The organism is Parabacteroides hominis, assembly GCF_014287585.1.
GTDB classification, from domain to species: domain Bacteria; phylum Bacteroidota; class Bacteroidia; order Bacteroidales; family Tannerellaceae; genus Parabacteroides; species Parabacteroides hominis.
Genome location: NZ_JACOOJ010000037.1, coordinates 1 through 24236 on the forward strand (window position 1 = coordinate 1; position 24236 = coordinate 24236).

At 47.7% G+C, this 24236-nt stretch carries 21 protein-coding genes and 2 tRNA genes; 17 read left to right on the top strand and 6 right to left on the bottom strand.

Annotation, left to right across the window (positions count from 1 at the left end; translation table 11 throughout):
• The first annotated feature begins 235 nt into the window (after nucleotides 1–235).
• From dnaG to H8S65_RS16675, 3 genes are read left to right on the top strand one after another with little or no spacing between them, the layout of a single operon-like run.
• On the top strand, nucleotides 236–2362 hold the full coding sequence (gene dnaG / locus H8S65_RS16665) for a DNA primase (RefSeq protein ID WP_186930994.1): 2127 nt from the start codon (nucleotides 236–238) through the stop codon (nucleotides 2360–2362).
• 5 nt (nucleotides 2363–2367) lie between these two features.
• The gene (locus H8S65_RS16670; protein WP_186930995.1) at nucleotides 2368–3294 is read left to right on the top strand and encodes an ABC transporter ATP-binding protein; all 927 of its coding nucleotides are present in this window, start codon (nucleotides 2368–2370) and stop codon (nucleotides 3292–3294) included.
• The gene (locus H8S65_RS16675) at nucleotides 3291–4610 is read left to right on the top strand and encodes an ABC transporter permease (protein ID WP_186930996.1); all 1320 of its coding nucleotides are present in this window, start codon (nucleotides 3291–3293) and stop codon (nucleotides 4608–4610) included. Before H8S65_RS16670 ends, H8S65_RS16675 begins: the two co-directional genes overlap by 4 nt.
• 90 nt (nucleotides 4611–4700) lie before the next feature.
• Here the strand turns inward: H8S65_RS16675 and H8S65_RS16680 are convergent.
• A tRNA-Gln gene (locus H8S65_RS16680) sits at nucleotides 4701–4771 on the bottom strand.
• Nucleotides 4772–4808: 37 nt separating this feature from the next.
• A tRNA-Gln gene (locus H8S65_RS16685) sits at nucleotides 4809–4879 on the bottom strand.
• Nucleotides 4880–5104: 225 nt separating this feature from the next.
• On the opposite strand from H8S65_RS16685, the gene rsfS reads away from it, so the two are divergent.
• From rsfS to H8S65_RS16700, 3 genes are all read left to right on the top strand, one after another.
• The gene (gene rsfS / locus H8S65_RS16690) at nucleotides 5105–5464 is read left to right on the top strand and encodes a ribosome silencing factor (protein ID WP_186930997.1); all 360 of its coding nucleotides are present in this window, start codon (nucleotides 5105–5107) and stop codon (nucleotides 5462–5464) included.
• A 34-nt stretch (nucleotides 5465–5498) separates the two neighbouring features.
• On the top strand, nucleotides 5499–7541 hold the full coding sequence (ftsH, locus tag H8S65_RS16695) for an ATP-dependent zinc metalloprotease FtsH (protein ID WP_186930998.1): 2043 nt from the start codon (nucleotides 5499–5501) through the stop codon (nucleotides 7539–7541).
• A 115-nt stretch (nucleotides 7542–7656) separates the two neighbouring features.
• Nucleotides 7657–8490: a phosphatidate cytidylyltransferase gene (locus H8S65_RS16700; RefSeq protein WP_186930999.1), complete on the top strand. Its 834-nt coding sequence runs from the start codon at nucleotides 7657–7659 to the stop codon at nucleotides 8488–8490.
• Here the strand turns inward: H8S65_RS16700 and porT are convergent.
• Nucleotides 8477–9211 carry a type IX secretion/gliding motility protein PorT/SprT gene (gene porT / locus H8S65_RS16705; protein ID WP_186931000.1) on the bottom strand — a complete coding sequence of 245 codons (735 nt, stop codon included), beginning with the start codon at nucleotides 9209–9211 and terminating at the stop codon, nucleotides 8477–8479. The genes H8S65_RS16700 and porT overlap by 14 nt on opposite strands.
• A gap of 153 nt (nucleotides 9212–9364) precedes the next feature.
• Here porT and fdxA point away from each other — a divergent pair, with 153 nt between their 5' ends.
• Nucleotides 9365–9532 (top strand): 4Fe-4S ferredoxin, encoded by a 168-nt coding sequence (fdxA, locus tag H8S65_RS16710; RefSeq protein ID WP_186931001.1) that lies wholly within the window; start codon nucleotides 9365–9367, stop codon nucleotides 9530–9532.
• A gap of 105 nt (nucleotides 9533–9637) precedes the next feature.
• Here the strand turns inward: fdxA and H8S65_RS16715 are convergent, their stop codons facing one another.
• Nucleotides 9638–10000, bottom strand: a complete 363-nt coding sequence (locus H8S65_RS16715) for a DUF3276 family protein (protein ID WP_186931038.1) — start codon at nucleotides 9998–10000, stop codon at nucleotides 9638–9640.
• A 224-nt stretch (nucleotides 10001–10224) separates the two neighbouring features.
• On the opposite strand from H8S65_RS16715, the gene nusB reads away from it, so the two are divergent.
• The 6 genes from nusB (at nucleotide 10225) to H8S65_RS16745 (ending at nucleotide 16081) form a co-directional block, all read left to right on the top strand.
• Nucleotides 10225–11151, top strand: a complete 927-nt coding sequence (nusB, locus tag H8S65_RS16720) for a transcription antitermination factor NusB (protein ID WP_186931002.1) — start codon at nucleotides 10225–10227, stop codon at nucleotides 11149–11151.
• Between the two features lie 62 nt (nucleotides 11152–11213).
• The gene (gene yajC, locus H8S65_RS16725; protein WP_005647768.1) at nucleotides 11214–11525 is read left to right on the top strand and encodes a preprotein translocase subunit YajC; all 312 of its coding nucleotides are present in this window, start codon (nucleotides 11214–11216) and stop codon (nucleotides 11523–11525) included.
• 12 nt (nucleotides 11526–11537) lie between these two features.
• Entirely contained in the window at nucleotides 11538–12551 is a 1014-nt protein-coding gene (locus H8S65_RS16730; protein WP_186931003.1) for a YbbR-like domain-containing protein, read from the top strand.
• Nucleotides 12544–13125, top strand: coding sequence for a dephospho-CoA kinase (gene coaE / locus H8S65_RS16735; RefSeq protein WP_186931004.1), 582 nt, complete (start codon nucleotides 12544–12546; stop codon nucleotides 13123–13125). The genes H8S65_RS16730 and coaE overlap by 8 nt, the downstream gene beginning before the upstream one ends.
• 22 nt (nucleotides 13126–13147) lie before the next feature.
• Nucleotides 13148–15538 (top strand): glycoside hydrolase family 3 N-terminal domain-containing protein, encoded by a 2391-nt coding sequence (locus H8S65_RS16740; protein WP_186931005.1) that lies wholly within the window; start codon nucleotides 13148–13150, stop codon nucleotides 15536–15538.
• 102 nt (nucleotides 15539–15640) lie between these two features.
• A complete protein-coding gene (locus H8S65_RS16745; protein WP_186931006.1) occupies nucleotides 15641–16081 on the top strand; it encodes a DUF5606 family protein in 441 nt (146 codons plus the stop codon).
• A gap of 396 nt (nucleotides 16082–16477) precedes the next feature.
• Here H8S65_RS16745 and lon read toward each other — a convergent pair whose 3' ends face one another.
• Nucleotides 16478–18940 carry an endopeptidase La gene (gene lon / locus H8S65_RS16750; protein ID WP_186931039.1) on the bottom strand — a complete coding sequence of 821 codons (2463 nt, stop codon included), beginning with the start codon at nucleotides 18938–18940 and terminating at the stop codon, nucleotides 16478–16480.
• 140 nt (nucleotides 18941–19080) lie between these two features.
• Between lon and H8S65_RS16755 the strand changes: the two genes are divergently transcribed.
• Nucleotides 19081–19797, top strand: a complete 717-nt coding sequence (locus tag H8S65_RS16755) for a tRNA1(Val) (adenine(37)-N6)-methyltransferase (RefSeq protein WP_186931007.1) — start codon at nucleotides 19081–19083, stop codon at nucleotides 19795–19797.
• Here the strand turns inward: H8S65_RS16755 and H8S65_RS16760 are convergent.
• Nucleotides 19782–20753, bottom strand: coding sequence for a diacylglycerol/lipid kinase family protein (locus H8S65_RS16760; protein ID WP_186931008.1), 972 nt, complete (start codon nucleotides 20751–20753; stop codon nucleotides 19782–19784). The genes H8S65_RS16755 and H8S65_RS16760 overlap by 16 nt on opposite strands.
• 194 nt (nucleotides 20754–20947) lie before the next feature.
• Here H8S65_RS16760 and spt point away from each other — a divergent pair, with 194 nt between their 5' ends.
• The 3 genes from spt (at nucleotide 20948) to H8S65_RS16775 (ending at nucleotide 24236) form a co-directional block, all read left to right on the top strand.
• The gene (gene spt / locus H8S65_RS16765) at nucleotides 20948–22135 is read left to right on the top strand and encodes a serine palmitoyltransferase (protein WP_186931009.1); all 1188 of its coding nucleotides are present in this window, start codon (nucleotides 20948–20950) and stop codon (nucleotides 22133–22135) included.
• A 153-nt stretch (nucleotides 22136–22288) separates the two neighbouring features.
• Nucleotides 22289–23785 (top strand): PSP1 domain-containing protein, encoded by a 1497-nt coding sequence (locus tag H8S65_RS16770; protein WP_186931010.1) that lies wholly within the window; start codon nucleotides 22289–22291, stop codon nucleotides 23783–23785.
• The gene (locus tag H8S65_RS16775) at nucleotides 23700–24236 is read left to right on the top strand and encodes a gliding motility lipoprotein GldH (RefSeq protein WP_186931011.1); all 537 of its coding nucleotides are present in this window, start codon (nucleotides 23700–23702) and stop codon (nucleotides 24234–24236) included. The genes H8S65_RS16770 and H8S65_RS16775 overlap by 86 nt, the downstream gene beginning before the upstream one ends.

Here is a 24236-nt window from a genome sequence, read left to right on the forward strand (position 1 = left end):
AATATTCACTGAGAACGGATAATTTGAATGTCTCGCTGAACATTCTTCTGGGCTTTCTTTTTTTCATTTCTATACTTTTGTAAGACCCAAAAGGTGTCAAGCTATTTCAGTACAAGACATTACGGTTCAAACCCGGCAAAAACCGAATTGCTATATATAGAAAAACAGGCAATCATTGTATAAGTCAAAAATCATAAATCTTTTTACCTTTGCAGGCAATAAAGTAGAAAACTGAATGATCGATCAACCTACCATAGACCGGATATTGGATGCCGCAAACATTGTGGACGTTGTTTCCGAATTCGTTACCCTTCGGAAACGAGGCATAAACTATGTAGGATTGTGTCCTTTCCATAGCGACAAGTCGCCCTCTTTCTATGTGTCGCCGGCAAAGAATATCTGTAAATGCTTTGCCTGCGGCGAAGGTGGTACGGCTGTTCACTTCATTATGAAGCATGAGCAGCTTTCTTATTATGATGCGCTTCGCTTCCTTGCCAAAAAATACAACATCGAAATACAGGAGCGGGAACTGTCGGAACGCGAAAAACAGGTGCGCAGCGACCGCGAAAGCATGCTGATCGTCAATAGCTGGGCGCAGAAATACTTCACGACCCAGCTCTACGAACACCAGGAAGGCAAAGCCGCCGGCTTGCGCTACTTTGCCGAACGTGGTTTCCGGGAAGATACCATTCGCAAATTCCAGTTAGGCTATAGCCTCGACCAACGGGATGCCCTGTATAAAGCGGCTACAAAGAGCGGTTACAAAAAAGAATTTCTCGAAAAGACAGGTTTGGTGATCGCCTACGACAACGGCGGGGTAAACGACCGTTTTCGCGGGCGTGTCATTTTTCCGGTCCATACGCTCAGTGGAAAAGTCGTCGCTTTCGGAGGACGCGTCCTGAAGAAAGACGAAAAGACCGCCAAATATGTCAACTCGCCCGAAAGTGAGATTTACCATAAGAGTAACGAGCTTTACGGGATCTATTTCGCCAAACAGGCGATCGTAAAGGCTGACCGTTGCTTCTTGGTGGAAGGCTACACGGATGTGATTTCCATGCATCAGGCAGGGGTTGAGAACGTGGTCGCCTCATCGGGTACGGCCCTCACGCAAGGACAGATCCGCCTGATACACCGCTTCACCACTAATATAACGGTCTTGTATGACGGCGATGCAGCCGGTATCAAGGCGGCCTTGCGCGGTATCGATCTGCTGTTGGAAGACGGAATGAACGTGAAAGTGGTGCTTCTTCCAGACGGAGAAGATCCCGACTCCTTTGCCCGCAAACACAACGCGAGCCAGTTTGCCGAGTTTATCAGGCAGAACGAGACTGATTTCATCCGTTTCAAAACGCGCCTGCTAATGGACGACGCAGGAACGGACCCGATCAAACGGTCGGCGCTGATCTCCGACATTATCCGGACGGTGGCTATCATCCCCGACAATATCGCCCGCTCCCTTTATATCCGGGAATGCAGTGCTATGATGGAAATAGACGAGATGCTCCTGTTGAACGAAGTAAACAAAATCCGTCTCAACAAGGAAGAAAGGCAAGCGAACACTCCGTCCTCCCCCATCCCGGCTGCCCCCGTCAATATCCCCGAATATCCGGATATTCCCGGTTACCAGCCCTACCCGGAAGAGACGCTGGCAGAACAACCGCAGGAAAGCCCCCTGCCCCCTGACAATACGATTCCGCCACCGCCGCCGGAAGAATACGGCCCCGATGACGGAGGAAGTAGCATGCCACCGCCAGCACCTTTCACACCGCCGGTAAACATTCCGGTCGGGCCGAAGCGTTCGCCCTATGAGGCATACGAAGTTGCCCTGCTGCGCTACATCGTGCGTTACGGCGAGCGTATCCTATTCCAATATACGGACGAAGAGACGAACGAGGAAGTCGTGATCCGCCTTTCCGAATATATCCGTTCCGAGCTGGAACGTGACGACCTGACCTTTTATACACCGCTCTTCAAGAGTATGATGGATGAAGCAGCCGATCGCTGCCAGTCCGAAGGATTCATCGCGAGCCGGTATTTCCTTGCCCATCCCGATCCGAACGTGAGCCGCCTTGCCGCCAACCTGATCAGCGAAAAATATCAGCTAAGCAAGTATCACACCAAATATCGGGAACTGGAACAGGAAGAAGACAAACTCGACCAGTTGGTAATCCGGGAACTGTATGCTTTCAAAGATGCCTATGTACTCTCACAAATCAAAGAGATACAGGCACAGATCAAGAGTATGCAAAACAACGAAGACATGGATCAGGTTTTCGAGTTGATGAAAAAGCTCACACGCCTGAACGAAATAAAGAATGTATTAAGTAAAGAATTGGGAGAAAGAATCATATTAAAAATGTAATGCCTATGAATTTTTTAGAAACGGAAGACGTGGTAAAACAATATGCCAACCACCTCGCCCTCGACAAGGTCAGCATCCAAGTTCCCGAAGGGAAAGTCTTCGGCTTATTAGGGCCGAACGGAGCCGGCAAAACCACACTGATCCGTATCATCAACCGCATCACGGCCCCCGACAGCGGTCTTGTCCGTTTTAACGGACGTGAATTTCAGCCGGAAGATATCTACCAGATCGGTTACCTGCCGGAAGAACGCGGCCTGTATAAAAAAATGAAAGTCGGTGAACAAGCCATCTACCTGGCGCAGCTAAAAGGGCTCTCCTACCAGGAAGCCCGCACACGGTTGATACGCTGGTTCGAAAAATTCGATATCATGCCTTGGTGGAACAAGAAACTGGAAGAGCTGTCCAAAGGGATGCAGCAGAAAGTACAGTTCATCATCACCATCATCCACGAACCGAAACTGCTGATCTTCGACGAACCGTTCAGCGGATTCGACCCCGTGAATGCCGAACTGCTGAAAAAAGAAATCCTCGAACTGAAAGATGCCGGACACACGATTATCTTTTCCACACACAACATGTCGTCCGTTGAAGAGATTTGTGACAATATCGCCTTGATCAACCGTTCGCAGGTTGTGCTTTCCGGCAATGTGACAGAAGTGAAAAGCCGTTTTCGGACAAACAATTTCACCATCCGTTTCCATAGCGAATCAGGAAAGTTGCAGCCCATCCCGGAGATGTTCAGCCAGTTGACGGAAAAAGACCTGGCCGGAACAAGCGAAGTGCGCATCCACAAAGAGCCGGGCATTACCAACTCCGCCCTCCTTTCCGCACTGGCGGGACAGACCGAAATCATCTCCTTCACGGAGGAGATCCCTTCGATGAACGACATATTTATTAACACCGTCTCCGGTACAAATACTACGCAAGCATGAATAAGATAGGACTTATAATAAAAAGAGAATACCTCCGCCGTGTCAGCAAAAAATCGTTTCTGCTGCTGACTTTCCTGACGCCGTTCCTGTTTGCCGCCCTGGTATTCGTCCCGCTTTGGTTATCCACCATCAAAGGAGATGAAGCCAAGCAGGTAGCGATTATCGACGCGACAGGCAAATACGCCCCGCTGTTCAAAGACACGGAGGAATATGCCTTCATCGCCGAAAAAGGTTCCAGCCTGGAAGAATATCGTAAAAATCCGGACAAGGAGATATTTGCTTTCCTGAATATAACAGACGATTTGCTGCAAAATCCGACCGCCGCAACACTCTATTCGCAGAAGCAAATTCCTATGGGATTGAAAAACACAATCGACAAAACGCTGTCCGAATATCTGAAAGACGAGAAGCTCGCCTCTTACAATATCGACAACCTGAAACAAATCATTGAGGAGAGCAAGATCAATTTCAATATCAAGACCATCAAATGGGACGAAGACGGAAGCGAGAAAAGCACTTCGGCCGAGGTCGCCTCTATCTTAGGCATGATATTGACTTTCATCATCTATATGTTTATCATCATGTACGGCGGGATGGTCATGCAGGGAGTGATGGAAGAAAAGACGAACCGTATCATCGAAGTGATGATTTCGTCTGTCAAGCCGTTCGACCTGATGATGGGAAAAATCATCGGCATCGGTTTCGTCGGCCTGACACAGGTATTCCTGTGGGGAATCCTGACAACCGTATTGGTATCGGGAAGCCTTTTCTTTTTCGGTGGCAGCACGTCGCCTGAAGACATGATGACAGCACAGATGGCGGCACAAGGTGTAAGCGATGTGGCTGCCGGTTCTTCAAATATCAGCATCCAGGTGCAGGAAATCATCAATTCGATCAACTTCGGGATGATCGGTATCTGCTTCGTTCTTTATTTTATCGGAGGCTATTTATTGTATGCGGCTCTATTCGCAGCTATCGGAAGTGCCTTGGAACAGCAGGAAGACGCCCAGCAGTTCATGACTCCGATTATGCTTTTGATGGCGTTCAGCTTGTATGCCGGAATCTACAGCATGAATAATCCCGACGGCCCGCTGGCCTTCTGGTGCTCGATGATTCCGTTCACCTCTCCTATCGTGATGATGGTCCGCTTGCCGTTCGACATTCCGGTATGGGAATTGGCGCTCTCGTTCGCCTTGTTGTTTGCCACAGCCATACTTATCATCTGGTTCTCGGCCAAAATTTACCGTGTTGGTATTTTAATGTACGGAAAGAAACCGAGCATCAAAGAAATGATCAAATGGGTAAAATATAAATAAAACAGTCAGGGCGATTTTAACGATCGCCCTGGTATCGTAAAAGATATGTACAAAAAAAGCCTGTCACTCAAGAGAATGACAGGCTTTTTGTTGTTCAACCAGGGCTCGAACCTGGACTAACAGGACCAGAATCTGTTGTGCTACCATTACACCATTGAACAATTTCCGTTCAACAAAGATGACAATTCATTATTTTCGTTGTTCAACCAGGGCTCGAACCTGGACTAACAGGACCAGAATCTGTTGTGCTACCATTACACCATTGAACAATTTCAATCAAGCTTGTCAACTCTTTTGTTGTTAGCGAGTGCAAAAGTACATACTTTTTCAAAATAAACAAACGATACGGTAATTTTTTTTCATTAATAAACTTTTTTCTTTTCCTGCTTGTTTTGATTTTGCAAGTATATACATATATTAATAGAGGGAAATCACCCACATAATAAATATAAGAAGTATATTTGCGACTTCGAATATTACTCAATAAAAAATAGATGGATCAAACAGAAGCATTAGTTAAAACGATTGTAGAAGGCCTACAGGAAAAAAAAGGCAAAAACATTGTAACCGTAGACTTAACCCAATTATCCGGCTCGATCTGCCAATACATGATAATCTGCGAAGGAAGCACTCCTACCCAGGTTTCCGCATTGTCTGATTCGGCTTGGGATTTTGCCCATCGTGAGGCAGGTGAAAAACCGCTTTCGATAGACGGGGCACAGCGTGCCGAATGGATCGGGATGGACTATGGCACGGTTCTTGTACATATATTTTTACCGGAACTTCGCGAGTTTTATAACCTGGAAAATCTTTGGTCGGATGCCAAAGTGACTCAGATTGCCGACCTCGACTGATGGCCGATCTTACATAGTATAGAGATAATCACATATGGAAAATAAAAACGACATGTTTAACAAAGCGCCGAAGAATAATAAGCAAAAGATGTTCAAGTTCAATCTTTATTGGATGTACGGGCTCATCTTTATAATGCTTTTTGCATTGTATCTGACAAACGACTCTTCGGCATCTAAAGAATTAGGCTGGACCGAGTTCCAGAAATTAGCACAGGAAAATGTATTCGACCGGATGGTTGTCTACAACAAAAAGAACCTGGTTGAAGCAACCGTAAAAGACGGACAGAAAGGTTTGGTATTCAGAAAAGACAGTGCGGCATTGGGTACAAACCCGAAGGTGTATGTCAAAATACCGTCGGCCGACAAATTCTCGGACTTCTATGATAAGGCCGTTGCCGAAAATCATATCACTACGCAGGTCAGATTTGAAGAAGGCGACGATGCGATCTGGAATTTCCTTGTTTCGTTCGGTCCGATCCTGCTGATCATCGTCGTGTGGATCTTCCTGATGCGACGCATGTCAGGTGGCACAAGCGGCGGCCCAGGCGGAGTATTCAGTGTGGGAAAGGCAAAAGCACAGCTTTTCGACAAAGACAACGACCGGAAAGTGACATTCAAGGATGTCGCCGGACTTGCAGAGGCAAAACAGGAGGTGGAAGAGATCGTTTCCTTCTTGAAAAGCCCCGAAAAATATACGGAATTAGGAGGTAAAATACCTAAAGGCGCCTTACTCGTAGGCCCTCCCGGAACCGGTAAAACATTATTGGCCAAGGCTGTAGCCGGAGAGGCAGACGTTCCGTTCTTCTCCCTGTCCGGTTCGGACTTCGTAGAAATGTTCGTCGGCGTAGGTGCTTCCCGCGTACGTGACCTGTTCCGCCAGGCAAAAGAGAAAGCTCCTTGTATCGTGTTTATCGACGAAATCGATGCTGTCGGTCGTGCCCGTGGCAAAAATGTAAATATGAACAGCAACGACGAACGCGAAAACACGTTGAACCAGTTGCTTACGGAAATGGATGGTTTCGGCTCCAACAGCGGTGTTATCATCCTGGCGGCTACGAACCGTGCCGATATCCTGGACAAGGCGTTGCTTCGTGCCGGACGTTTCGACCGACAGATTCATGTGGAATTGCCCGACCTGAACGAGCGTAAGGATATATTCGGAGTGCATCTGCGTCCGATCAAAATCGACGAAAGCGTCGATGCCGAATTTCTGGCACGCCAGACTCCCGGTTTCTCCGGTGCCGACATCGCCAATGTCTGCAATGAAGCCGCTTTGATCGCTGCCCGTAATGGTAAAAAATTTGTCCAGAAGGAAGACTTCATGAATGCGGTCGACCGTATCGTCGGTGGCTTGGAGAAACGTACTAAAATAACGACTGCGGATGAACGTCAATGCATAGCTAACCACGAAGCAGGTCATGCCACTTTGAGCTGGCTGTTGGAACATGCCAATCCGTTGGTTAAGGTGACGATCGTTCCGCGAGGCAAGGCATTAGGCGCCGCCTGGTATCTGCCGGAAGAACGTCAGATTACTACCCGCGAACAATTGCTGGATGAAATGTGTGCAACTCTGGGCGGACGGGCTGCCGAAGAACTTTTCTTGGGAAAAATCTCTACCGGAGCATCCAATGACCTCGAACGGGTGACTAAACAGGCTTATGCGATGGTCGTCTATTTCGGCATGAGCGACCGCCTGCCGAACTTGAACTACTACGATTCAAGCGGACAGGACTGGGGCTTCACCAAACCGTACAGCGAGGAAACAGCCCGGATGATCGACCAGGAAGTACAGGCCATTATCAACGAACAATACAAACGGGCCAAAAGTATCCTGAAAGAACACACATCGGGACACAATATGCTGGCTCAGGTATTGCTGGAACGTGAAGTTATCTACACGGAAGATGTCGAACACATCTTCGGTAAGCGCGCCTGGGTTTCCCGCTCGGAAGAGATTCTGGAACTGCAAGAGAAAGCAAACGGTCAAAAAGCCGAAGAAGCGAAAGTTGCCGAAGCCGAAAAGCAAAAAGATGACACAAATGTCACGACATCCGACAGTAAGACAGTAAACGTATAACTGTCCGCACAATAAATAATAATTCCATGCCCACGAAATTTGAAACAGATGGGCATGGAATTTATTTTTTAATTATATTTGTACCTGAATAAATCAATAAAAAAACACTATCGTCTTGAAAAATTTGATTATACGGGCGTTAACCGGCATTATATTCGTCGTGGTACTGGTCAGTGCCATTTGCATCCATCCGATTTTTTTCCTTATTCTTTTTTGTATTATAACAGGATTGACGCTTTGGGAATTCGGAGGTCTGGTCAAGCATTATGAAAATGCGAATCTGCAACGGGCCGTGAATGTGCTCGGAGGAGTATATCTGTTTATCGCCACTTTCGTTTATGCCAACGGATTGACGGACGGAAAGATCTTCCTCCCCTATTTGCTGTTTATCATGTTGTCAATGATAGCCGAACTTTATTATAAGGCTCCGAACCCGATCAACAACTGGGCATTCACGCTCTTTGCCCAGGTTTATTGTGCCGGCTCCTTCTCCATGCTGAACTTTATCGGTGCAGAGCCGGGAACACCCGGAGTCATGAGCTACACGCCGCTCTTCATCATGGCAATCTTTATTTTTGTCTGGCTGGACGATACCGGAGCCTATCTGGTTGGCTCCCTGATCGGGAAAAGGAAATTATTTGAACGGATCTCTCCTAAGAAATCTTGGGAAGGCTTCTTTGGCGGGTTGATCCTCGTTTTGGCTTCCTCGCAGGCATTCGCCTGGTTCGCTCCGGAAATAAGCCGGCTTAATTGGCTGGGACTGGCAGCTACGGTCGTCCTGTTCGGGACTTGGGGAGACTTGATCGAATCCCTGCTGAAACGTACGCTCGGAGTAAAAGATTCCGGAAATGTATTGCCGGGTCACGGAGGAATGCTGGACCGCTTCGACAGTGTTATGCTGGCTGTTCCGGCCAGCTACATCTATATCGAACTCTTTATTCGAAATTAAAGGTGAGCGTCACCATCCGGGAAGTCGCTTTGGACAAGGAGTTCGGATATTTGATCAAATCCTGATCTGTCAGGTCACCCCGGTCTTTCTCCAGCAGGTCTACCAGACCGAAACTGAACTTAAGTTCCGGGCATAATTTAAAAAACGGAAGATAAATATCACATCCGATACCGAACTCAACACCGAAATCCGTTCCTTTCAACAGGATCGGATTCCCTTTTTTACGCCCCAGGTCGAGAGCGCCGTAAATACCGCCAATCAGATAAGGACGATAGTTATTCACACGGAAAGCACTGTACTTCACATCGAGCGGGAATGTCAGGTAGTTGGAACGGACAGAAGTGGAATACATGCTTACCACCGGATTTTCATCCGTACCCTCCACTCCTTCCATTTCGGGACGGCGAAACACAAATTTCTTATCCCCGAAATGGATAGTCGGCGTAAAACGCAGGTTGAAATAAGGATTCAGGTACATATCCCCGATAACCCCGACACTAAAACCAGGTGAATAACTCGGAATCTCGGCATACCAGGTTTCACCGTTTGTTGCGACACCGGTATTAGTCAATATCAAATCCTGTGCATGCAAACCCACATGAAATCCCAGATGAAACCATTTCAAATCCGCATAGGGCTGATTTTTCACCTTTTCTTTCTGTGCCACTACAGCAGTTACAGACAGAAAGAATACACATATAATAAATAGTAGACGTCTCAATTCTTTTCACAATTTTGAATTTATAACGGGAAAGGGCCCGACTTATTGCAAAAGAGCATTTATTTGTAAAAAAAAGAGGGAGTTCTTTTTTTAATTCAAAGAAAACTCTATTTTTGCACGAACTAATAGTTATCAATTTAAACGTTTAAAAAAATGGCTTACGTAATTAGTGACGATTGTATCGCTTGCGGTACTTGTATTGATGAATGTCCGGTAGGAGCAATTTCAGAAGGCGACAAATACAGCATCGACCCTGAAATGTGTACAGATTGTGGAACTTGCGCAGATGCTTGTCCTACTGAAGCAATTCATCCGGCATAATAAAACCGCAACACCGATAGGTTCCTTCAACAGGACCTATAAAGATAAGGGGCTGTTTCCTTTCGGAACAGCCCCTTATTATTTTCTCACTCTTTGCCGACTTCGTCAAAATTCGATATTCAGTTTGATCTCATCCGAGTCATCCTCCTGCCGATCTTCTTCCGACGCCGTCTCCGCCGGCCTTTCACCGGCTCTACATTGCTTAATGTAACTGATTACATCATTCATTCCATCCATGAACTTGTCAAAGTCCTCTTTGTACAGGAAAATCTTATGCTTTTCAAAAGAAACCTGCGTACCATTCTTCGGCTGCACCTTCTTACTTTCCGTCACAGCCAGAAATAAATCGTCCTTCAGATTCTTCTTTACATCCAGATAATAGATTCTTTTTCCTGCTTTAATGGTTTTAGAGTATAAAATCTCTTTATCACCACCTTCAACCTGCATTTTCTTCACCGAGTCTTCCATTATAGCAAACATTCGTTAAACACCCACCCATTTATCATAACTTGCTTCAAATATGTGCATTTTTTTTTAAACAACAACTATTTTAACGCATGAAAATGCGTATAAAGAATCGGAATATTATGAAATAATAAATAACACACATAAAATTAAGCGAAGCGGCTAACTTTTATCAAAAGAATGACTACCTTTGCAGCCAAATTTATAACAAGTAGTTCCTTCAAACGATGATCAACAGAATTTTAATCCGCATTAAAGTTTTACAGATAGTATATTCTTACTATCAAAACGGAAACAACGACCTCAAAGTAGCGGAAAACGAATTGCTATTCAGCCTTAGAAAGTCTTATGACTTATATCATTATTTCCTTCTCCTAATTGTCGACGTCACAAACTTACAAAGACGCATCCTGGATGCCCGTAAGAACAAGTATATGCCGACAGAAGCGGAATTGAACCCAAACACTCGCCTGATAGACAACCGTTTTGCTGCACAAATAGGCGAAAACGAGGTGCTTCGGAAGTATGTGGCCGAACAGGGCCTTTCATGGGACAACGACGAAGATTTCATCAAGATGGTGCTCGACCTGATCTTATCGTCCGAACAGTACGCCGAATATCTGAACAACGAAAACGATTCATACGAAACAGACAAGGAATTCTGGCGCATCGTATTCAAGAAACTGATCTGCGGCAACGAAGCGATCGACGACTACCTGCAAGACAAAAGCATTTACTGGAACGACGACATCTCCATCGTCGAAACATTTACGCTGAAAACGATCAAACAATTCGAAGAAGCAGCCGGAAGCAAACAAAAATTGTTGCCGATGTTTAAAGATCTCGAAGACCAGTCTTTCGCCATCAAATTATTCCGCCAATCTTTGATGAAAGGGAGCGAATTCCGTGAACGTATCAACAAGCATATGAAAAACTGGGAAACCGAACGCATAGCCAATATGGATCTTATTATCATGCAGGTTGCGCTGGCTGAAATCATGACGTTCCCGACTATCCCCATCAACGTGACGCTGAACGAATATATCGACACGGCTAAATATTACAGTACCCCGAAAAGCGGAACGTTTATCAACGGTATTTTAGATTCTGTAGTCAGCGAGTTAAAAAAAGAAAAGTTATTGCTCAAAGATTAATTATTATCCTTACATTTGTGTCAGTATCGAATTGATATTAACTTATTAATGTTTATAGTTATATGAGCTTACTTACTATTTTACTTCAGGCCGCCGGCGGAAGCCAGCAATGGTCTGGTATTTTGATGATGGTTGTTATTGTTGCGATCTTCTATTTCTTTATGATCCGTCCGCAACAAAAGAAACAAAAAGAAATTCAGAAAGCCCGTGAAGCCTTGAAAGCGGGAGACAAAGTGATCACAGCCGGAGGTATCTACGGAAAGATTAAAGAAATCGGTGACACATATATGTTGATTGAAATTTCTGATGGCGTACGCATCCGTGTAGACAAAACATCTGTGTTTGCATCTGCAGAGGACGCACAGCAAAAATAAACAACGGAACATATGTCACGACTTGGACAAATCAAACAAACATTCAAGTCTGTCCGGATAGAGATTAAGGCTTTTCTTCGCCGTCAACAGTGGAAAGAAGCCTTGATCTTTTTCTGTTTTATACTGTTGGCCTTCGGCTTCTGGCTCCTCCAGAGCCTGCAACAGGAGTATGAAATAGATATCAAGATTCCGGTCAAATACAAGAATGTGCCGCCGGATATATCTTTCACAGAAACGCCACCCGAAGCCATTACGGTCAAAGTGAAAGACAAAGGGAGCGTGTTGCTGAACTACTCCTTCGGTCGGTCGTTTGCCCCGATCGAGGCCAATATGAAAACACAGCCGGAAAAGGCCGGCAAACTGGTCATCAGCCGGAAAGATATCGAAAGCGATATTAAGAAACAGCTGATTGCGACTACTTCCCTGCTCGGCTTCGAGCCCCAGCATATCGACGCGGCCTACAGCAAACGCATCAAAAAGGAGATACCGGCCGTGTTCGAGGGAACCGTCCAGACGAAAGCCGGTTTCAAAGTGTCAGGCGACATATCCATTACTCCCCGTAATATCAGCGTTTACGCCAGCGATGTCGTTTTAGATACCTTGAAAGAGATAAAAACGGTTTATACCGAGATCAAGAAAGGGAGCAAAACCGTCACGCGCACCGTCCAACTGGAAAAAATCGACGGAGCCACTCTCGAACCGACAAGTGTGACCGTTACGGTCCCGATAGAAGAATATACGGAAAAGACGCTGGAAATACCGGTTATCTGTACCAACCTGCCGCGCCGTTATACCTTGCGCACATTCCCGTCTGTCGTGAAAGTGAGCTGTAGCGTTCCCCTTTCACGCTTCAAGGATGTCTCGGCAGATGATTTCGAGATACGGATCTCTTTTACCGACCTGGAACAAAATGCTTCGGGAACATTGTCTTTGCAACTGAACAAGAAACCGAGTTGGGTGGATGTCGCCACAATTTCACCGGACCGGATCGAATTTATACTGGAACAAACAAAATCAAATGATTAAGATAGGAATCACCGGAGGAATCGGAAGCGGCAAATCAGTGGTAGCCGCCTTGTTGGAGCTGTCGGGCATTCCCGTGTACATCGCCGATACGGAAAGCAAGCTCCTGACAGCCACATCGCCCGTTATCCGGGAAAAGCTGGTTGCCTTGTTCGGCGAGGAACTTTACACGGCTGACGGTTTGGATAAGAAACGCCTCGCCTCTCATATCTTCGGTAACCCGGAACGGCTTGGACAGGTAAATGCAATCATTCACCCGGAAGTAAACCGCCATTTTCTCGCTTGGGCGGAGAGGCAGAATGCTCCGGTATGCGCTATCGAATCCGCCATCCTTTTCGAATCGGGCTTTAACCGGGTTGTCGATACGACACTGATGGTCTATGCTCCAATGGAGATACGCATCAGGCGGGCGCTCGAACGCGATGCCGTTTCCCGCGAAGAGATCATACGCCGCATCGAAAGCCAGTTGCCGGACGAAGTGAAGAAAGAGAAATCGGACTACGTGATCTTCAACGACGGAGAACAGGCTTTGCTTCCGCAGATAACCGCATTTCTTGCCGGTCTACGTTCCAAATAAGGAAATATTAATTCACCATATCATGAAAAAGACCTATTTGCTGCTCACCGTAGCAGCCTTTTCCTCGTTAAGTATGGCTCCGCCCCCAAAAAGCATTTATCACAACGGGTGGATAGATTTCAACAAGAACGGAGTCAAAGATATCTATGAAGACCCGTCACAACCGGTCGAAAAACGGATCAAAGACCTGCTCGGACAGATGACGCTGGAGGAAAAGACCTGCCAGCTCGCCACCTTGTACGGATATAAGCGAGTGCTGAGAGACGAACTTCCCACACCGGAATGGAAAAATGCGATCTGGAAAGACGGAATCGCCAACATAGACGAACACCTGAACGGACTGAAAAAGACAGAATGGTCCTATCCATACAGCAAACACGCCGAAGCGATCAACATCGTACAACGCTGGTTCGTGGAAGAGACACGCCTCGGCATTCCGGTCGACTTTTCCAACGAAGGCATCCACGGGCTGAACCATGACAAGGCGACTCCCCTGCCCGCTCCGATCTCTATCGGAAGCACCTGGAACAAAGCATTGGTCCGCCAGGCGGGACAAATCGCCGGACGCGAAGCCAAAGCCCTGGGCTACACGAATGTCTACGCCCCGATCCTCGACGTGGCACGTGACCCGCGTTGGGGCCGCGTATTGGAATGCTACGGTGAAGACCCCTATCTCGTCACCGCCCTCGGACAACAGATGGTGGAAGGGATACAGGAAAACGGCGTCGCCTCGACACTGAAGCACTATGCCGTTTACAGTGTTCCCAAAGGCGGCAGGGACGGGAATGCGCGTACCGATCCGCATGTCGCCCCGCGTGAAATGCACGAACTTTACCTGTTTCCTTACCGGAAAATCGTACGCGAATCGCATCCGATGGGTGTAATGAGCAGCTACAACGATTACGATGGCGTGCCGGTCAGCGCAAGTTACTATTTCCTGACCGAACTGCTCCGCCAGCAATACGGTTTCCGGGGATATGTCGTTTCGGACAGTGAGGCCGTCGAGTTCGTCCATACGAAACACCGCGTTGCCGACACACCGAAAGAAGGAGTCCGCCAGGTAGTGGAGGCCGGCATGAACGTAAAAACCAATTTCACACCGCCTGAAGATTTTATCCTGCCTCTCCGCGAACTGGTCCGGGAAGGGAAAGTATCGCAAGAGACCCTCGACCGGAACGTTGCCAACGTGCTCCGTGTAAAATTCCAGTTAGGACTGTTCGATTCTCCCTATGTGAAAGACACGAAGGCCGCCGACAAGATCGTGGCATCTCCCGATACGAAAGAATTTGTCAGGCAGATGGCACGCGAATCGCTTGTCCTGCTGAAGAACGAGAACCAGCTCCTGCCGCTGAAACTGAACAGCTTGAAACGCATTCTCGTAACAGGCCCGTTAGCGATCGACACGACCGCCTATGTCAGCCGTTACGGCCCCCAGCACATCGAAGTAACCAACGTACTGGAAGGAATCCGGGATTATGCAGGCAAACAGTCGGAAGTCACCTATGTGAAAGGATGCGAAGTGATAGACGCCACCTGGCCGGAAAGCGAAATCATCCCGACCCCGCTCACAGACACCGAAAAAGCATCTATCGCCGAGGCAGTGGAGCAGGCCAAGCAATCAGATGTCGTGATCGCCGTATTAGGTGAAGACGAAGCCCGTTGCGGGGAAAGCAAAAGCCGCACGGGACTGGGACTTCCGGGCCGCCAGTTGCAACTTTTGCAGGCTTTGCAGGAAACAGGCAAGCCGGTCGTCCTGATCCTCATCAACGGACAGCCGCTCACGATCAACTGGGAGAACCGTTATATCCCGGCGATCCTTGAAGCCTGGTTCCCGAATGCCGAAGGAGGGCACGCCATTGCCGAAACCCTGTTCGGTGGCTACAATCCGGGAGGAAAACTGACTGTCACGTTCCCGAAAACGATCGGGCAGATCGAGTTGAACTTCCCGTTCAAGCCCGGTTCGCACGCCGGACAGCCGGGAGACGGCCCGAACGGATATGGAAAAACAGCCGTTTACGGCGCGCTTTATCCTTTCGGATACGGTCTCAGCTATACGACCTTCGGCTATTCGAACTTAATTGTCAAACCGGAGACAGGCCGTACACAAGGGAACATACAAGTGTCTGTAGATGTCAGCAACACAGGATCTTTAGCCGGAGACGAGGTCGTCCAGCTCTATATGAAAGACCTCTACAGCAGCGTGACGGTCTACGAATCCCAACTGAGAGGATTCGAACGGGTCCATTTGGAACCGGGAGAAACAAAAACCGTCCGCTTCACCTTGAAACCGTCCGATCTGGAGCTTTTGAACAAAAACATGGAATGGGTAGTCGAACCCGGTGATTTTCAAATCTGTATAGGCAGCAGCTCCGAAGATATCCGGTTGAAAGAGATGTTTACGCTTAGTGAATAATCATTAGAAACAAGAAAATATGCTCAAAACTGCCGGAAATTCCCGGCAGTTATACTACATTTGCAGCACAAAAGTTAAACACTATTAGAAAAACAAAGTATTATGTTGAAGACGATTTTGTCTATCTCGGGTAAACCGGGATTGTTTAAATTGGTTTCCCACGGGAAAAACATGCTGATTGTAGAGTCGTTAGCAGACCAGAAAAGAGTTCCTGCATACGCAAAAGATAAAGTAATTTCTCTGGGAGACATCGCTATCTACACAGATGAAGCAGAAGTTCCCTTGCACGAAGTTCTGACCAGCGTCAAAAATAAAGAAAACGGACAGCAAGCATCTGTTTCCACATCCGCCAAACCGGACGAACTGCGTGCTTATTTTGCAGAGATTCTTCCTAATTTCGACCGCGAACGCGTATATCCGAGCGACATCAAGAAATTGATCTCCTGGTATAACATCCTGATCGGCGCCGGCATCACAGACTTCACTCCCGAAGAACCGGCAACAGAAGAGGCGCCGGCTGAAGAAACGAAAGAAGAGGCTTAATCGATTACAGTCGAATCAGTATAATAAAAAAGAGATGTACGGGACTATCCGGTACATCTCTTTTTTTATTAATTAAACTGCCTCCTGCCCAGACAGAAATACAACAAACGATCCCTGCCTGAACTATCTTTGCAAGCTTCATATTTTCAGCTTCACCAGCCATTATTTTGTAATCGGCGCCGCTGATTATAAAATCACCGGCGGCAATTATATAATCAGCGGCGCCGATTACATAATTGCCGGCAGTGATTACAAAATAGTAAGGCTATAAAATACTTTTATATGCGGTAAGAGAATATTATTCAGAAGCGATGGCAAGAAAAATCCCTGTAAAGGTGATTCCGACTCCGGTACATCACCATTACAGGGATTATATGTAGAAAAACGTTTTTATCTTTAGAACAACGGATTAGCCACCTTTTCCTTCAACAAGGCCAGATCGACCACCTGGCGGATATCATCCACATAGTGGAAAGTCAGTCCTTTCAGGTAGTCGGGCTTGATCTCTTCGATATCTTTCTTATTCTCCTTGCAGAGGATCAGTTCCTTGATTCCGGCACGCTTGGCCGCCAGTATCTTTTCCTTGATGCCACCCACCGGAAGGACTTTGCCGCGCAGCGTGATCTCGCCGGTCATGGCCAGGTTGCTGCGCACCTTACGTTGCGTAAAGGCAGACACTAATGAAGTGACCATCGTGATACCGGCACTCGGACCGTCTTTCGGAATCGCTCCCTCAGGCACATGGATATGGACATTCCAGTTTTCAAACATGCCTTCGTCGATACCGAACAGCCCGGCATGCGAATGAATGTATTCGAGTGCCAACATGGCAGATTCTTTCATCACGTCACCCAAGTTACCTGTCAAAGTGAGCTTCGAACCTTTTCCCTTGCTCAAACTGGATTCCACAAACAGGATCTCACCGCCGACAGCCGTCCAGGCAAGTCCGGTCACGACACCCGCATAGTCATTTCCCTGATATTTATCACGGGTATATTCGACAGCTCCCAGGTAATCGTGCAGATCTTCGGGACGTATCTGTGCTGGAAGCACCTCGTCGGACGCTAACTTGCGGGCCAGCTTACGCATGATCTTGGCAATCTTTTTGTCCAACTCACGCACACCGCTCTCGCGGGTATAGGATTCGATAATCGCTTGCAACGTCTTTTTCGGGAACTTCACCTTACCTTTCGGCAGACCGTGAATCTCCAACTGTTTCGGGACCAGATGGCGGGCTGCGATTTCCACCTTCTCTTCCATGATATAGCCACTCACCTCGATCAGTTCCATACGGTCCAGCAACGGTTGGGAAATCGTATTCAGGTTATTGGCGGTCGCAATAAACATAACTTTGCTCAAGTCATAATCTATGTCCAGGTAATTATCATGGAAAGCATTGTTCTGCTCCGGGTCCAACACCTCAAGCAAGGCGGAGGCGGGATCGCCCTTGAAATCATTCGTCACCTTGTCGATCTCGTCAAGGATAAACACCGGATTTGAAGTTCCGGCCTTCTGGAGGTTCTGGATGATACGTCCGGACATCGCACCGATATAGGTACGACGATGGCCGCGTATCTCCGCCTCGTCATGCAGGCCCCCCAACGAAACCCGTACATACTTGCGATGCAAGGCTTCTGCCACCGATTTACCCAGCGAAGTCTTACCGACTCCCGGAGGTCCGTACAGGCAGACGATGGGCGACTTCATGTCCCCTTTCAGTTTCAGCACCGCCAAGTGTTCGATGATACGCTCTTTCACCTTCTCCAGTCCGTAGTGATCGCGATCCAGGACTTTCTGGGCATGGGCAAGATTGAAATTATCCTTGCTGCATTCGTTCCAGGGCAGATTGATGATCGTCTGCACATACTGCGTCTGGATGGAGAAGTCCGGAGATTGCGGATGCAGGCGTTCCAGCTTGCGCACCTCTTTCTCAAACGTTTCGGCCACGGCCGGCGACCATTTTTTCTTGGCTGCTTTCTCGCGCAGTTCCTTTATCTCCAACTCATTGATATTGCCTCCCAGTTCTTCCTGGATTGTCTTGATCTGCTGTTGGAGGAAGTATTCCTTCTGCTGCTGGTTAATATCCTCGTGCGTCTTCATCTGGATGGACGTTTTCAGTTCCACCAACTGATACTCCCGGTTCAGGATGAACAAAAGACGGTACGCACGGTCTTTCAGGTTGCCGATCAACAATAAATCTTGTTTTTCAGACGATCCGTTGGGGACATTGCTACAAGAGAAGTTGATCAGGTAAAGGATATTTTTATTATTCCTTATTGAAAATATCAAGTCGCGGGGCGGCTCGGAGGCGGCTCCGAGCATCTTGATCGTCAAATCCTTGATAGTCGAGACAAGCGCTTCGAACTCACGGTCGGACTTGTCCGGCATGACGTCTTCGAGCAATTTGATCTTTCCGGTCAGGTAAGGATCGTCTGCAGAAAGCTCTTCCAACTGGAAGCGCTTCTTGCCTTGCAGGATCACGGTTGTCGTTCCGTCCGGCATTTCGAGCACGCGGACAATATCGGCTACGACTCCTGTCGTGTACAGGTCTTCCAACTTCGGATCTTCCGTATTCATATCCTTCTGGCAAACCACTCCGATCAGACTTTTCTTATGGGCAGCCTCCTTGATCAGGCGCATAGATTTAGGGCGGCCTATCATGACCGGCATAGCTACGCCCGGAAACAACACCATGTTCCGGAGCGGAAGAATGGGCAATTCCTCTCCCACTCTCTCTATCCCTTCGGTAAAGTCTTCATCAACATCACAATCTGTGAGGATAGGCATTACAATACCAATATTATCATCCAAGTCGTTGTACGACTCCTCGGCAAACATCGTTACTTTATCTTTCTTCATATATTCTTTGTCATAGTTGCGGAATATTCCTTTTATCGCCCGCAATTCTATTTTATACAATAAACGTGCCAAAGTTACTATTTTTAACTCAAATCTGACTACTTTTGCACTAAACAATCTATTTTCAATTTATAGTTGCCATGTCAAATCCCTTTTTCCAATTCAAACAGTTTACCATCCGTCATGATAAATGTGCGATGAAAGTAGGAACCGACGGTGTTCTGCTCGGCGCATGGGCCGGAACAGAATCGTGCAACCGCATACTGGACATCGGGACAGGAACCGGACTGATCGCCCTGATGCTGGCACAACGCAGCAAGGCGGTTATCGACGCCATCGATATAGATGCCGATGCCTGTCTTCAGGCACAGGAAAATGCAGAATCCTCCCCTTTTGCCGGACGGATAAATGTCCGGCATTGCGCCTTGGCTGATTTCGCACAAGCCACCACGAACCTATATGACCTGATTGTATCCAATCCTCCTTATTTCGTCGATTCATTGAAATGTCCCGACCGGCAACGGAACACGGCGCGCCACACCGATACGCTGACATTGGAAGATTTGTTGCAGGACAGCCGCAAGCTGCTTGCCCCGCAGGGACGCATCGCCCTCATCCTGCCCTACGACCAGAAAGAGCGTCTTGCGGATTGTATCCGAACGCAAAACCTGTTTCTTTCGAAAGAAATCTCCGTCATACCCGTGCCCGGCGCCGAACCGAAACGGCTGTTGGCCGAACTAACGGCAGAACCACCCGCTTCTCCCGCATTCACCGGCCAGTTGACCATCGAGATTGCAAGACATCAATACACTGACGAATATATCAGCCTGACCAAAGATTTTTATCTGAAAATGTAAGGGAGTTTCTTATCGAAGAAACGGGTTACTTCGCCAAACAGGTTCTGCACCTCTTCCGTAAAAGAAACAGTTTCCGGTGTCAACACGTTCAATGATTTAGGAAGAACGGAGATTTCGATCCGGCTGTCCGCCATGACCGGCTCGCCGTCCAGGTGCATGACTCCCGGCTTCTGGCGGATGATCGTCACCTCTTTCCCCTTGAATGTCTTGATCTTGCTGTTACGGTCGATCTGCTTCGTAAACAACTGGATAGCCAACGGCGCGATATCCAGCGGACCGAAAGGGGAAAGGATCGTAATATCCATTTTGCCGTCCTGGATATTGGCATGGGGAGCGATAAACGCATTGTTCCCATACTGGGAAGCATTCCCGCAAGCCACCAAAAACGCCTTTTCCTTGACCGTCTGGTTGTCGATCAAGAGTTCATAAGGTTCGGGCTGGTAGCTCAGATATTCCTCCACCGTGTTTTTTATATAAGTAAGCGACCCGCGACGTTTCTCCCCGGCAAACTTCTGGCTGACCGCCGCATCAAAACCGACTCCGCAGGTACAGAAAAAGATACGTCCGTTCGCCTTGCAACAGTCGATTGTCGAGACGTGCCCCTTTATGATCAGGTCGATCGCCCGGCGTACGTCCATCGGAATATGCAATTCACGCGCCAGGCCGTTGCCGGAACCTTTCGGGATAATCCCCAGCACGGCATCCGAACGGAGCATGGCGCGGGCAATCTCGTTCACAGTCCCGTCTCCTCCGACGGCAATCACGCAATTGGCTCCTTTATCGAGGGCTTGCCGCGTCAGTTCGCTGGCATGTCCGGGATATTCCGTGAAAGAAATTTCCACACAACAATTTCCGCCCGCAAAGGCGCTTTCAATCATTTTCGGAATCTTTCTTTTCGAACCGACACCCGAAATAGGATTTATAATGACCTGTATGTTGATTGTTTGTCCCTCCATTCTTACTGCTACTTACTTTGAGAGGACAAAAATAATGCTTTTGTAAAACTTTTAAAGCATTTCGGCTACTATAAGTTATTTTTTTACTACTTTTGCGGCTGTATTTGCCGAGACATAGATATTATGTAGTAAGCAAATCTGGGTTCTTTTAGAATAACAACGTAGCGAGAAAATCATTCTCTGTTAATTATAATATGAAACTTTTACAAGAGAAACTATCAAAGTACGATGCACCTCAGCGGGCTATGGCCGCAGGAATTTATCCATACTTCAGAATGATTGAAAGTGATCAGGATACGGAAGTAATGATCAGTGGTAAAAAAGTCCTGATGTTTGGTTCTAACGCCTATTTAGGCCTGACAAACCATCCGAAAGTAAAAGAGGCGGCAATTGATGCCATTAAGAAATATGGTACGGGTTGTGCCGGTTCGCGTTTCCTGAACGGAACGCTGGATTTGCACATTCAGTTGGAAAAACGTCTGGCCGAATTTGTCGGAAAAGAAGATGCCATTGTTTATTCTACGGGATTTCAGGTAAACTTAGGTGTCGTATCCTGCCTGACAGGACGTGAAGACTATATCATCTGGGACGAACTGGACCATGCATCTATCATAGAAGGACACCGTCTTTCCTTCTCTACCAAACTGAAATACAAGCATAACGATATGGAGTCCTTAGAAAAGCAGCTCCAGAAATGCGAACCCGACAAGGTGAAGCTGATCGTTATCGACGGCGTGTTCAGTATGGAAGGCGACATTGCCAAATTACCGGAAATCGTTGCGTTAGCCAAGAAGTATAATGCAAGCGTAATGGTAGACGAAGCCCACGGCCTGGGTGTTTTAGGCGATCACGGTCGCGGGACCTGCAACCATTTCGGCGTGACTGACGATGTAGACCTGATCATGGGTACATTCAGCAAGTCGCTTGCTTCTATCGGCGGTTTCATCGCTTCGGATAAGGAGACGATCAACTATCTCCGCCACAACTCCCGCTCTTATATATTCAGTGCGAGTAATACTCCCGCCGCTACAGCAGCAGCCGGCGCAGCACTCGATATCATGCTGAGCGAACCGGAACGTATCGAGCATCTGTGGAAACTGACTCACTATGCATTGGACGGATTCCGTAACATGGGTTGTGAAATCGGCCATACCGCAACACCGATCATTCCGTTGTTTATCCGCGACAACGACTTGACATTCCTGATCGTAAAAGAATTGTTCGAAGCCGGTATCTTCGTAAATCCGGTCGTATCTCCGGCTGTTGCGCCTGAAGATACACTGATCCGCTTCTCGCTGATGGCGACCCACACGATCGAACAGCTCGACTACGCACTGGAAGCAATCCACAAAGTATTTAAAAATCACGGTCTGGTTAAGTAAATCAGCACGGACAACGATATCGAAAAGGGCAAAACGGAGCATTCTGTTTTGCCCTTTCTCTTTATAATTCATTCTTCATTTGCTACGAACCAAATATTTTGACTATTTTTGCGTAATTGTACGCACTATAAATACATTATATATACCTGACAAATGGATTTTAAATTAAATACAGGAAGTTGCTGCATGGGTAAAAAAGGATGCAGCAAGATACAAAATAATAAACTGAACACCTATGACTGGCTTTGCGACGTGCCCGATTCGGCAAACGCAACCGATTACGTGGAAGTGCAGTTTAAAAACACCCGTAAAGGGTATTACCTCAACAGTTCCAAGATACCTCTGGAAAAAGGAGATTTAGTCGCAGTGGAAGCCAGCCCCGGACATGACATCGGGACTGTGACACTGACCGGCAAGCTGGTCCTTCTCCAGATGAAAAAGAACAATGTCCGCACCGGCGAAGGCAACGAGCCTAAAAAAGTATATCGCAAAGCCAAACCGACCGATATCGAGAAATACGAAGAGGCGAAAGCTAAGGAACATGCCACGATGATCCGTTCGCGCCAGATTGCTGCCGACCTGGGACTGAATATGAAGATCGGGGATGTGGAATACCAGGGTGACGGCAATAAGGCTATCTTTTATTACATTGCCGACGAGCGTGTCGACTTCCGCCAACTGATCAAAGTGCTCGCCGAAGCCTTCCGGGTCCGTATCGAAATGAAGCAGATCGGAGCCCGCCAGGAAGCCGGGCGTATCGGAGGTATCGGCCCTTGCGGACGCGAATTATGCTGTTCAAGCTGGATGACGAGCTTCGTATCGGTGGCCACCGGAGCCGCCCGCTATCAGGATATATCCATGAATCCCCAGAAGTTGGCCGGCCAATGCGCCAAGCTGAAATGTTGCATCAACTACGAAGTGGATGCCTATGTGGAAGCACAAAAGCGCTTGCCGTCCCGCGAAGTGGTGCTGGAAACAAAAGAGAATACCTATTATCACTTTAAAACGGATATCTTCAAACGGGAGATCACCTACTCTACCGATAAATCGTTCGCAGCCAATCTGGTTACGATCTCTGCCAACCGTGCCTTCGATGTGATCAACATGAACAAGAAAGGCATGAAGCCCGTTACGCTCGAAGCAGATACCAAACCGCAGCCGCCCAAACGCGATGCGCAGGATATCCTGGGCCAGGACAGCGTTACCCGTTTCGATTCTTCCCTGAAAAAGAAGAAAAAGAAACGCAATGGAAACGGCAACAAAGAAAATAACGGCAACAAGGAAAACCAGCCGAAAGAAGCCGCAGCCAACGCCGGCAGCGAAGGAAGCAGCAAACCTTCCAACGGAGAAAAAGCGAACGGCAACAACGGCAACGAAAATAAAAACGGAAAAGGAAACGGTAACAAGAACGGAAACCGCAACCGCAACAACGGGAACCGGGAGAATAACAACCGGGAGAACAACCGCGAACGGGAGAACCGTGACAACAACCGCGAAAATAACCGGGAGAACAACCGTAACAGACCGCGTCCGAACCGAGTAAATAACGATAAGCAACCGAATAATGACAAACCTCAGCAACAAGCCAAGCCTGCTGCCAAACCGGACTCCAAGCCGGAAAGCAAGCCGGACACAAAGCCGGAAGCTTAAAGGAATCATTGCCGCACTGACTTGTTCCCTGTTCTTTTCCTGCGAAACCCCGGCCTTATACGACCAGTATCAGGCGATCAACAATATCACGTGGGAAAAGGACAAGGAATACTATTTTACCTTCGAGGTGAAAGATATATCCGTTCCTTACGACCTGACACTGGAAGTAAGGAACAATAACTTGTACCCCTATCAGAACTTATGGCTTTTCTGTAGCGAAGAGCAGCCGATCGGCCCGCTTCGCCGGGACACCATCGAATGTATGCTTGCCGACGAATTCGGCAAATGGCACGGACATGGCATTTCCTTATATCAAAGCAGTTTTCCCATTCATTCGCAATATAAGTTTCCACATGCCGGACAATATACGTTCAGTTTCCGCCAGGGGATGCGTGACGATGCTCTGAAAGGAATACAGGAAATAGGCTTCTCGGTCCGTCCGGCCAAGTGA

What these genes read in the sequence shown, in the direction of transcription:
- H8S65_RS16760 (WP_186931008.1), bottom strand. Translation starts at nt 20,753, where the DNA reads ATGGAGGGACAAACAATCAACATACAGGTCATTATAAATCCTATTTCG.
- lon (WP_186931039.1), bottom strand. Translation starts at nt 18,940, where the DNA reads ATGAAGAAAGATAAAGTAACGATGTTTGCCGAGGAGTCGTACAACGAC.
- H8S65_RS16770 (WP_186931010.1), top strand. Translation starts at nt 22,289, where the DNA reads ATGGATTTTAAATTAAATACAGGAAGTTGCTGCATGGGTAAAAAAGGA.
- ftsH (WP_186930998.1), top strand. Translation starts at nt 5,499, where the DNA reads ATGGAAAATAAAAACGACATGTTTAACAAAGCGCCGAAGAATAATAAG.
- nusB (WP_186931002.1), top strand. Translation starts at nt 10,225, where the DNA reads ATGATCAACAGAATTTTAATCCGCATTAAAGTTTTACAGATAGTATAT.
- spt (WP_186931009.1), top strand. Translation starts at nt 20,948, where the DNA reads ATGAAACTTTTACAAGAGAAACTATCAAAGTACGATGCACCTCAGCGG.
- H8S65_RS16670 (WP_186930995.1), top strand. Translation starts at nt 2,368, where the DNA reads ATGAATTTTTTAGAAACGGAAGACGTGGTAAAACAATATGCCAACCAC.
- H8S65_RS16730 (WP_186931003.1), top strand. Translation starts at nt 11,538, where the DNA reads ATGTCACGACTTGGACAAATCAAACAAACATTCAAGTCTGTCCGGATA.
- H8S65_RS16775 (WP_186931011.1), top strand. Translation starts at nt 23,700, where the DNA reads ATGACAAACCTCAGCAACAAGCCAAGCCTGCTGCCAAACCGGACTCCA.
- H8S65_RS16745 (WP_186931006.1), top strand. Translation starts at nt 15,641, where the DNA reads ATGTTGAAGACGATTTTGTCTATCTCGGGTAAACCGGGATTGTTTAAA.
- H8S65_RS16675 (WP_186930996.1), top strand. Translation starts at nt 3,291, where the DNA reads ATGAATAAGATAGGACTTATAATAAAAAGAGAATACCTCCGCCGTGTC.
- yajC (WP_005647768.1), top strand. Translation starts at nt 11,214, where the DNA reads ATGAGCTTACTTACTATTTTACTTCAGGCCGCCGGCGGAAGCCAGCAA.
- H8S65_RS16740 (WP_186931005.1), top strand. Translation starts at nt 13,148, where the DNA reads ATGAAAAAGACCTATTTGCTGCTCACCGTAGCAGCCTTTTCCTCGTTA.
- rsfS (WP_186930997.1), top strand. Translation starts at nt 5,105, where the DNA reads ATGGATCAAACAGAAGCATTAGTTAAAACGATTGTAGAAGGCCTACAG.
- H8S65_RS16715 (WP_186931038.1), bottom strand. Translation starts at nt 10,000, where the DNA reads ATGGAAGACTCGGTGAAGAAAATGCAGGTTGAAGGTGGTGATAAAGAG.
- coaE (WP_186931004.1), top strand. Translation starts at nt 12,544, where the DNA reads ATGATTAAGATAGGAATCACCGGAGGAATCGGAAGCGGCAAATCAGTG.
- fdxA (WP_186931001.1), top strand. Translation starts at nt 9,365, where the DNA reads ATGGCTTACGTAATTAGTGACGATTGTATCGCTTGCGGTACTTGTATT.
- dnaG (WP_186930994.1), top strand. Translation starts at nt 236, where the DNA reads ATGATCGATCAACCTACCATAGACCGGATATTGGATGCCGCAAACATT.
- H8S65_RS16755 (WP_186931007.1), top strand. Translation starts at nt 19,081, where the DNA reads ATGTCAAATCCCTTTTTCCAATTCAAACAGTTTACCATCCGTCATGAT.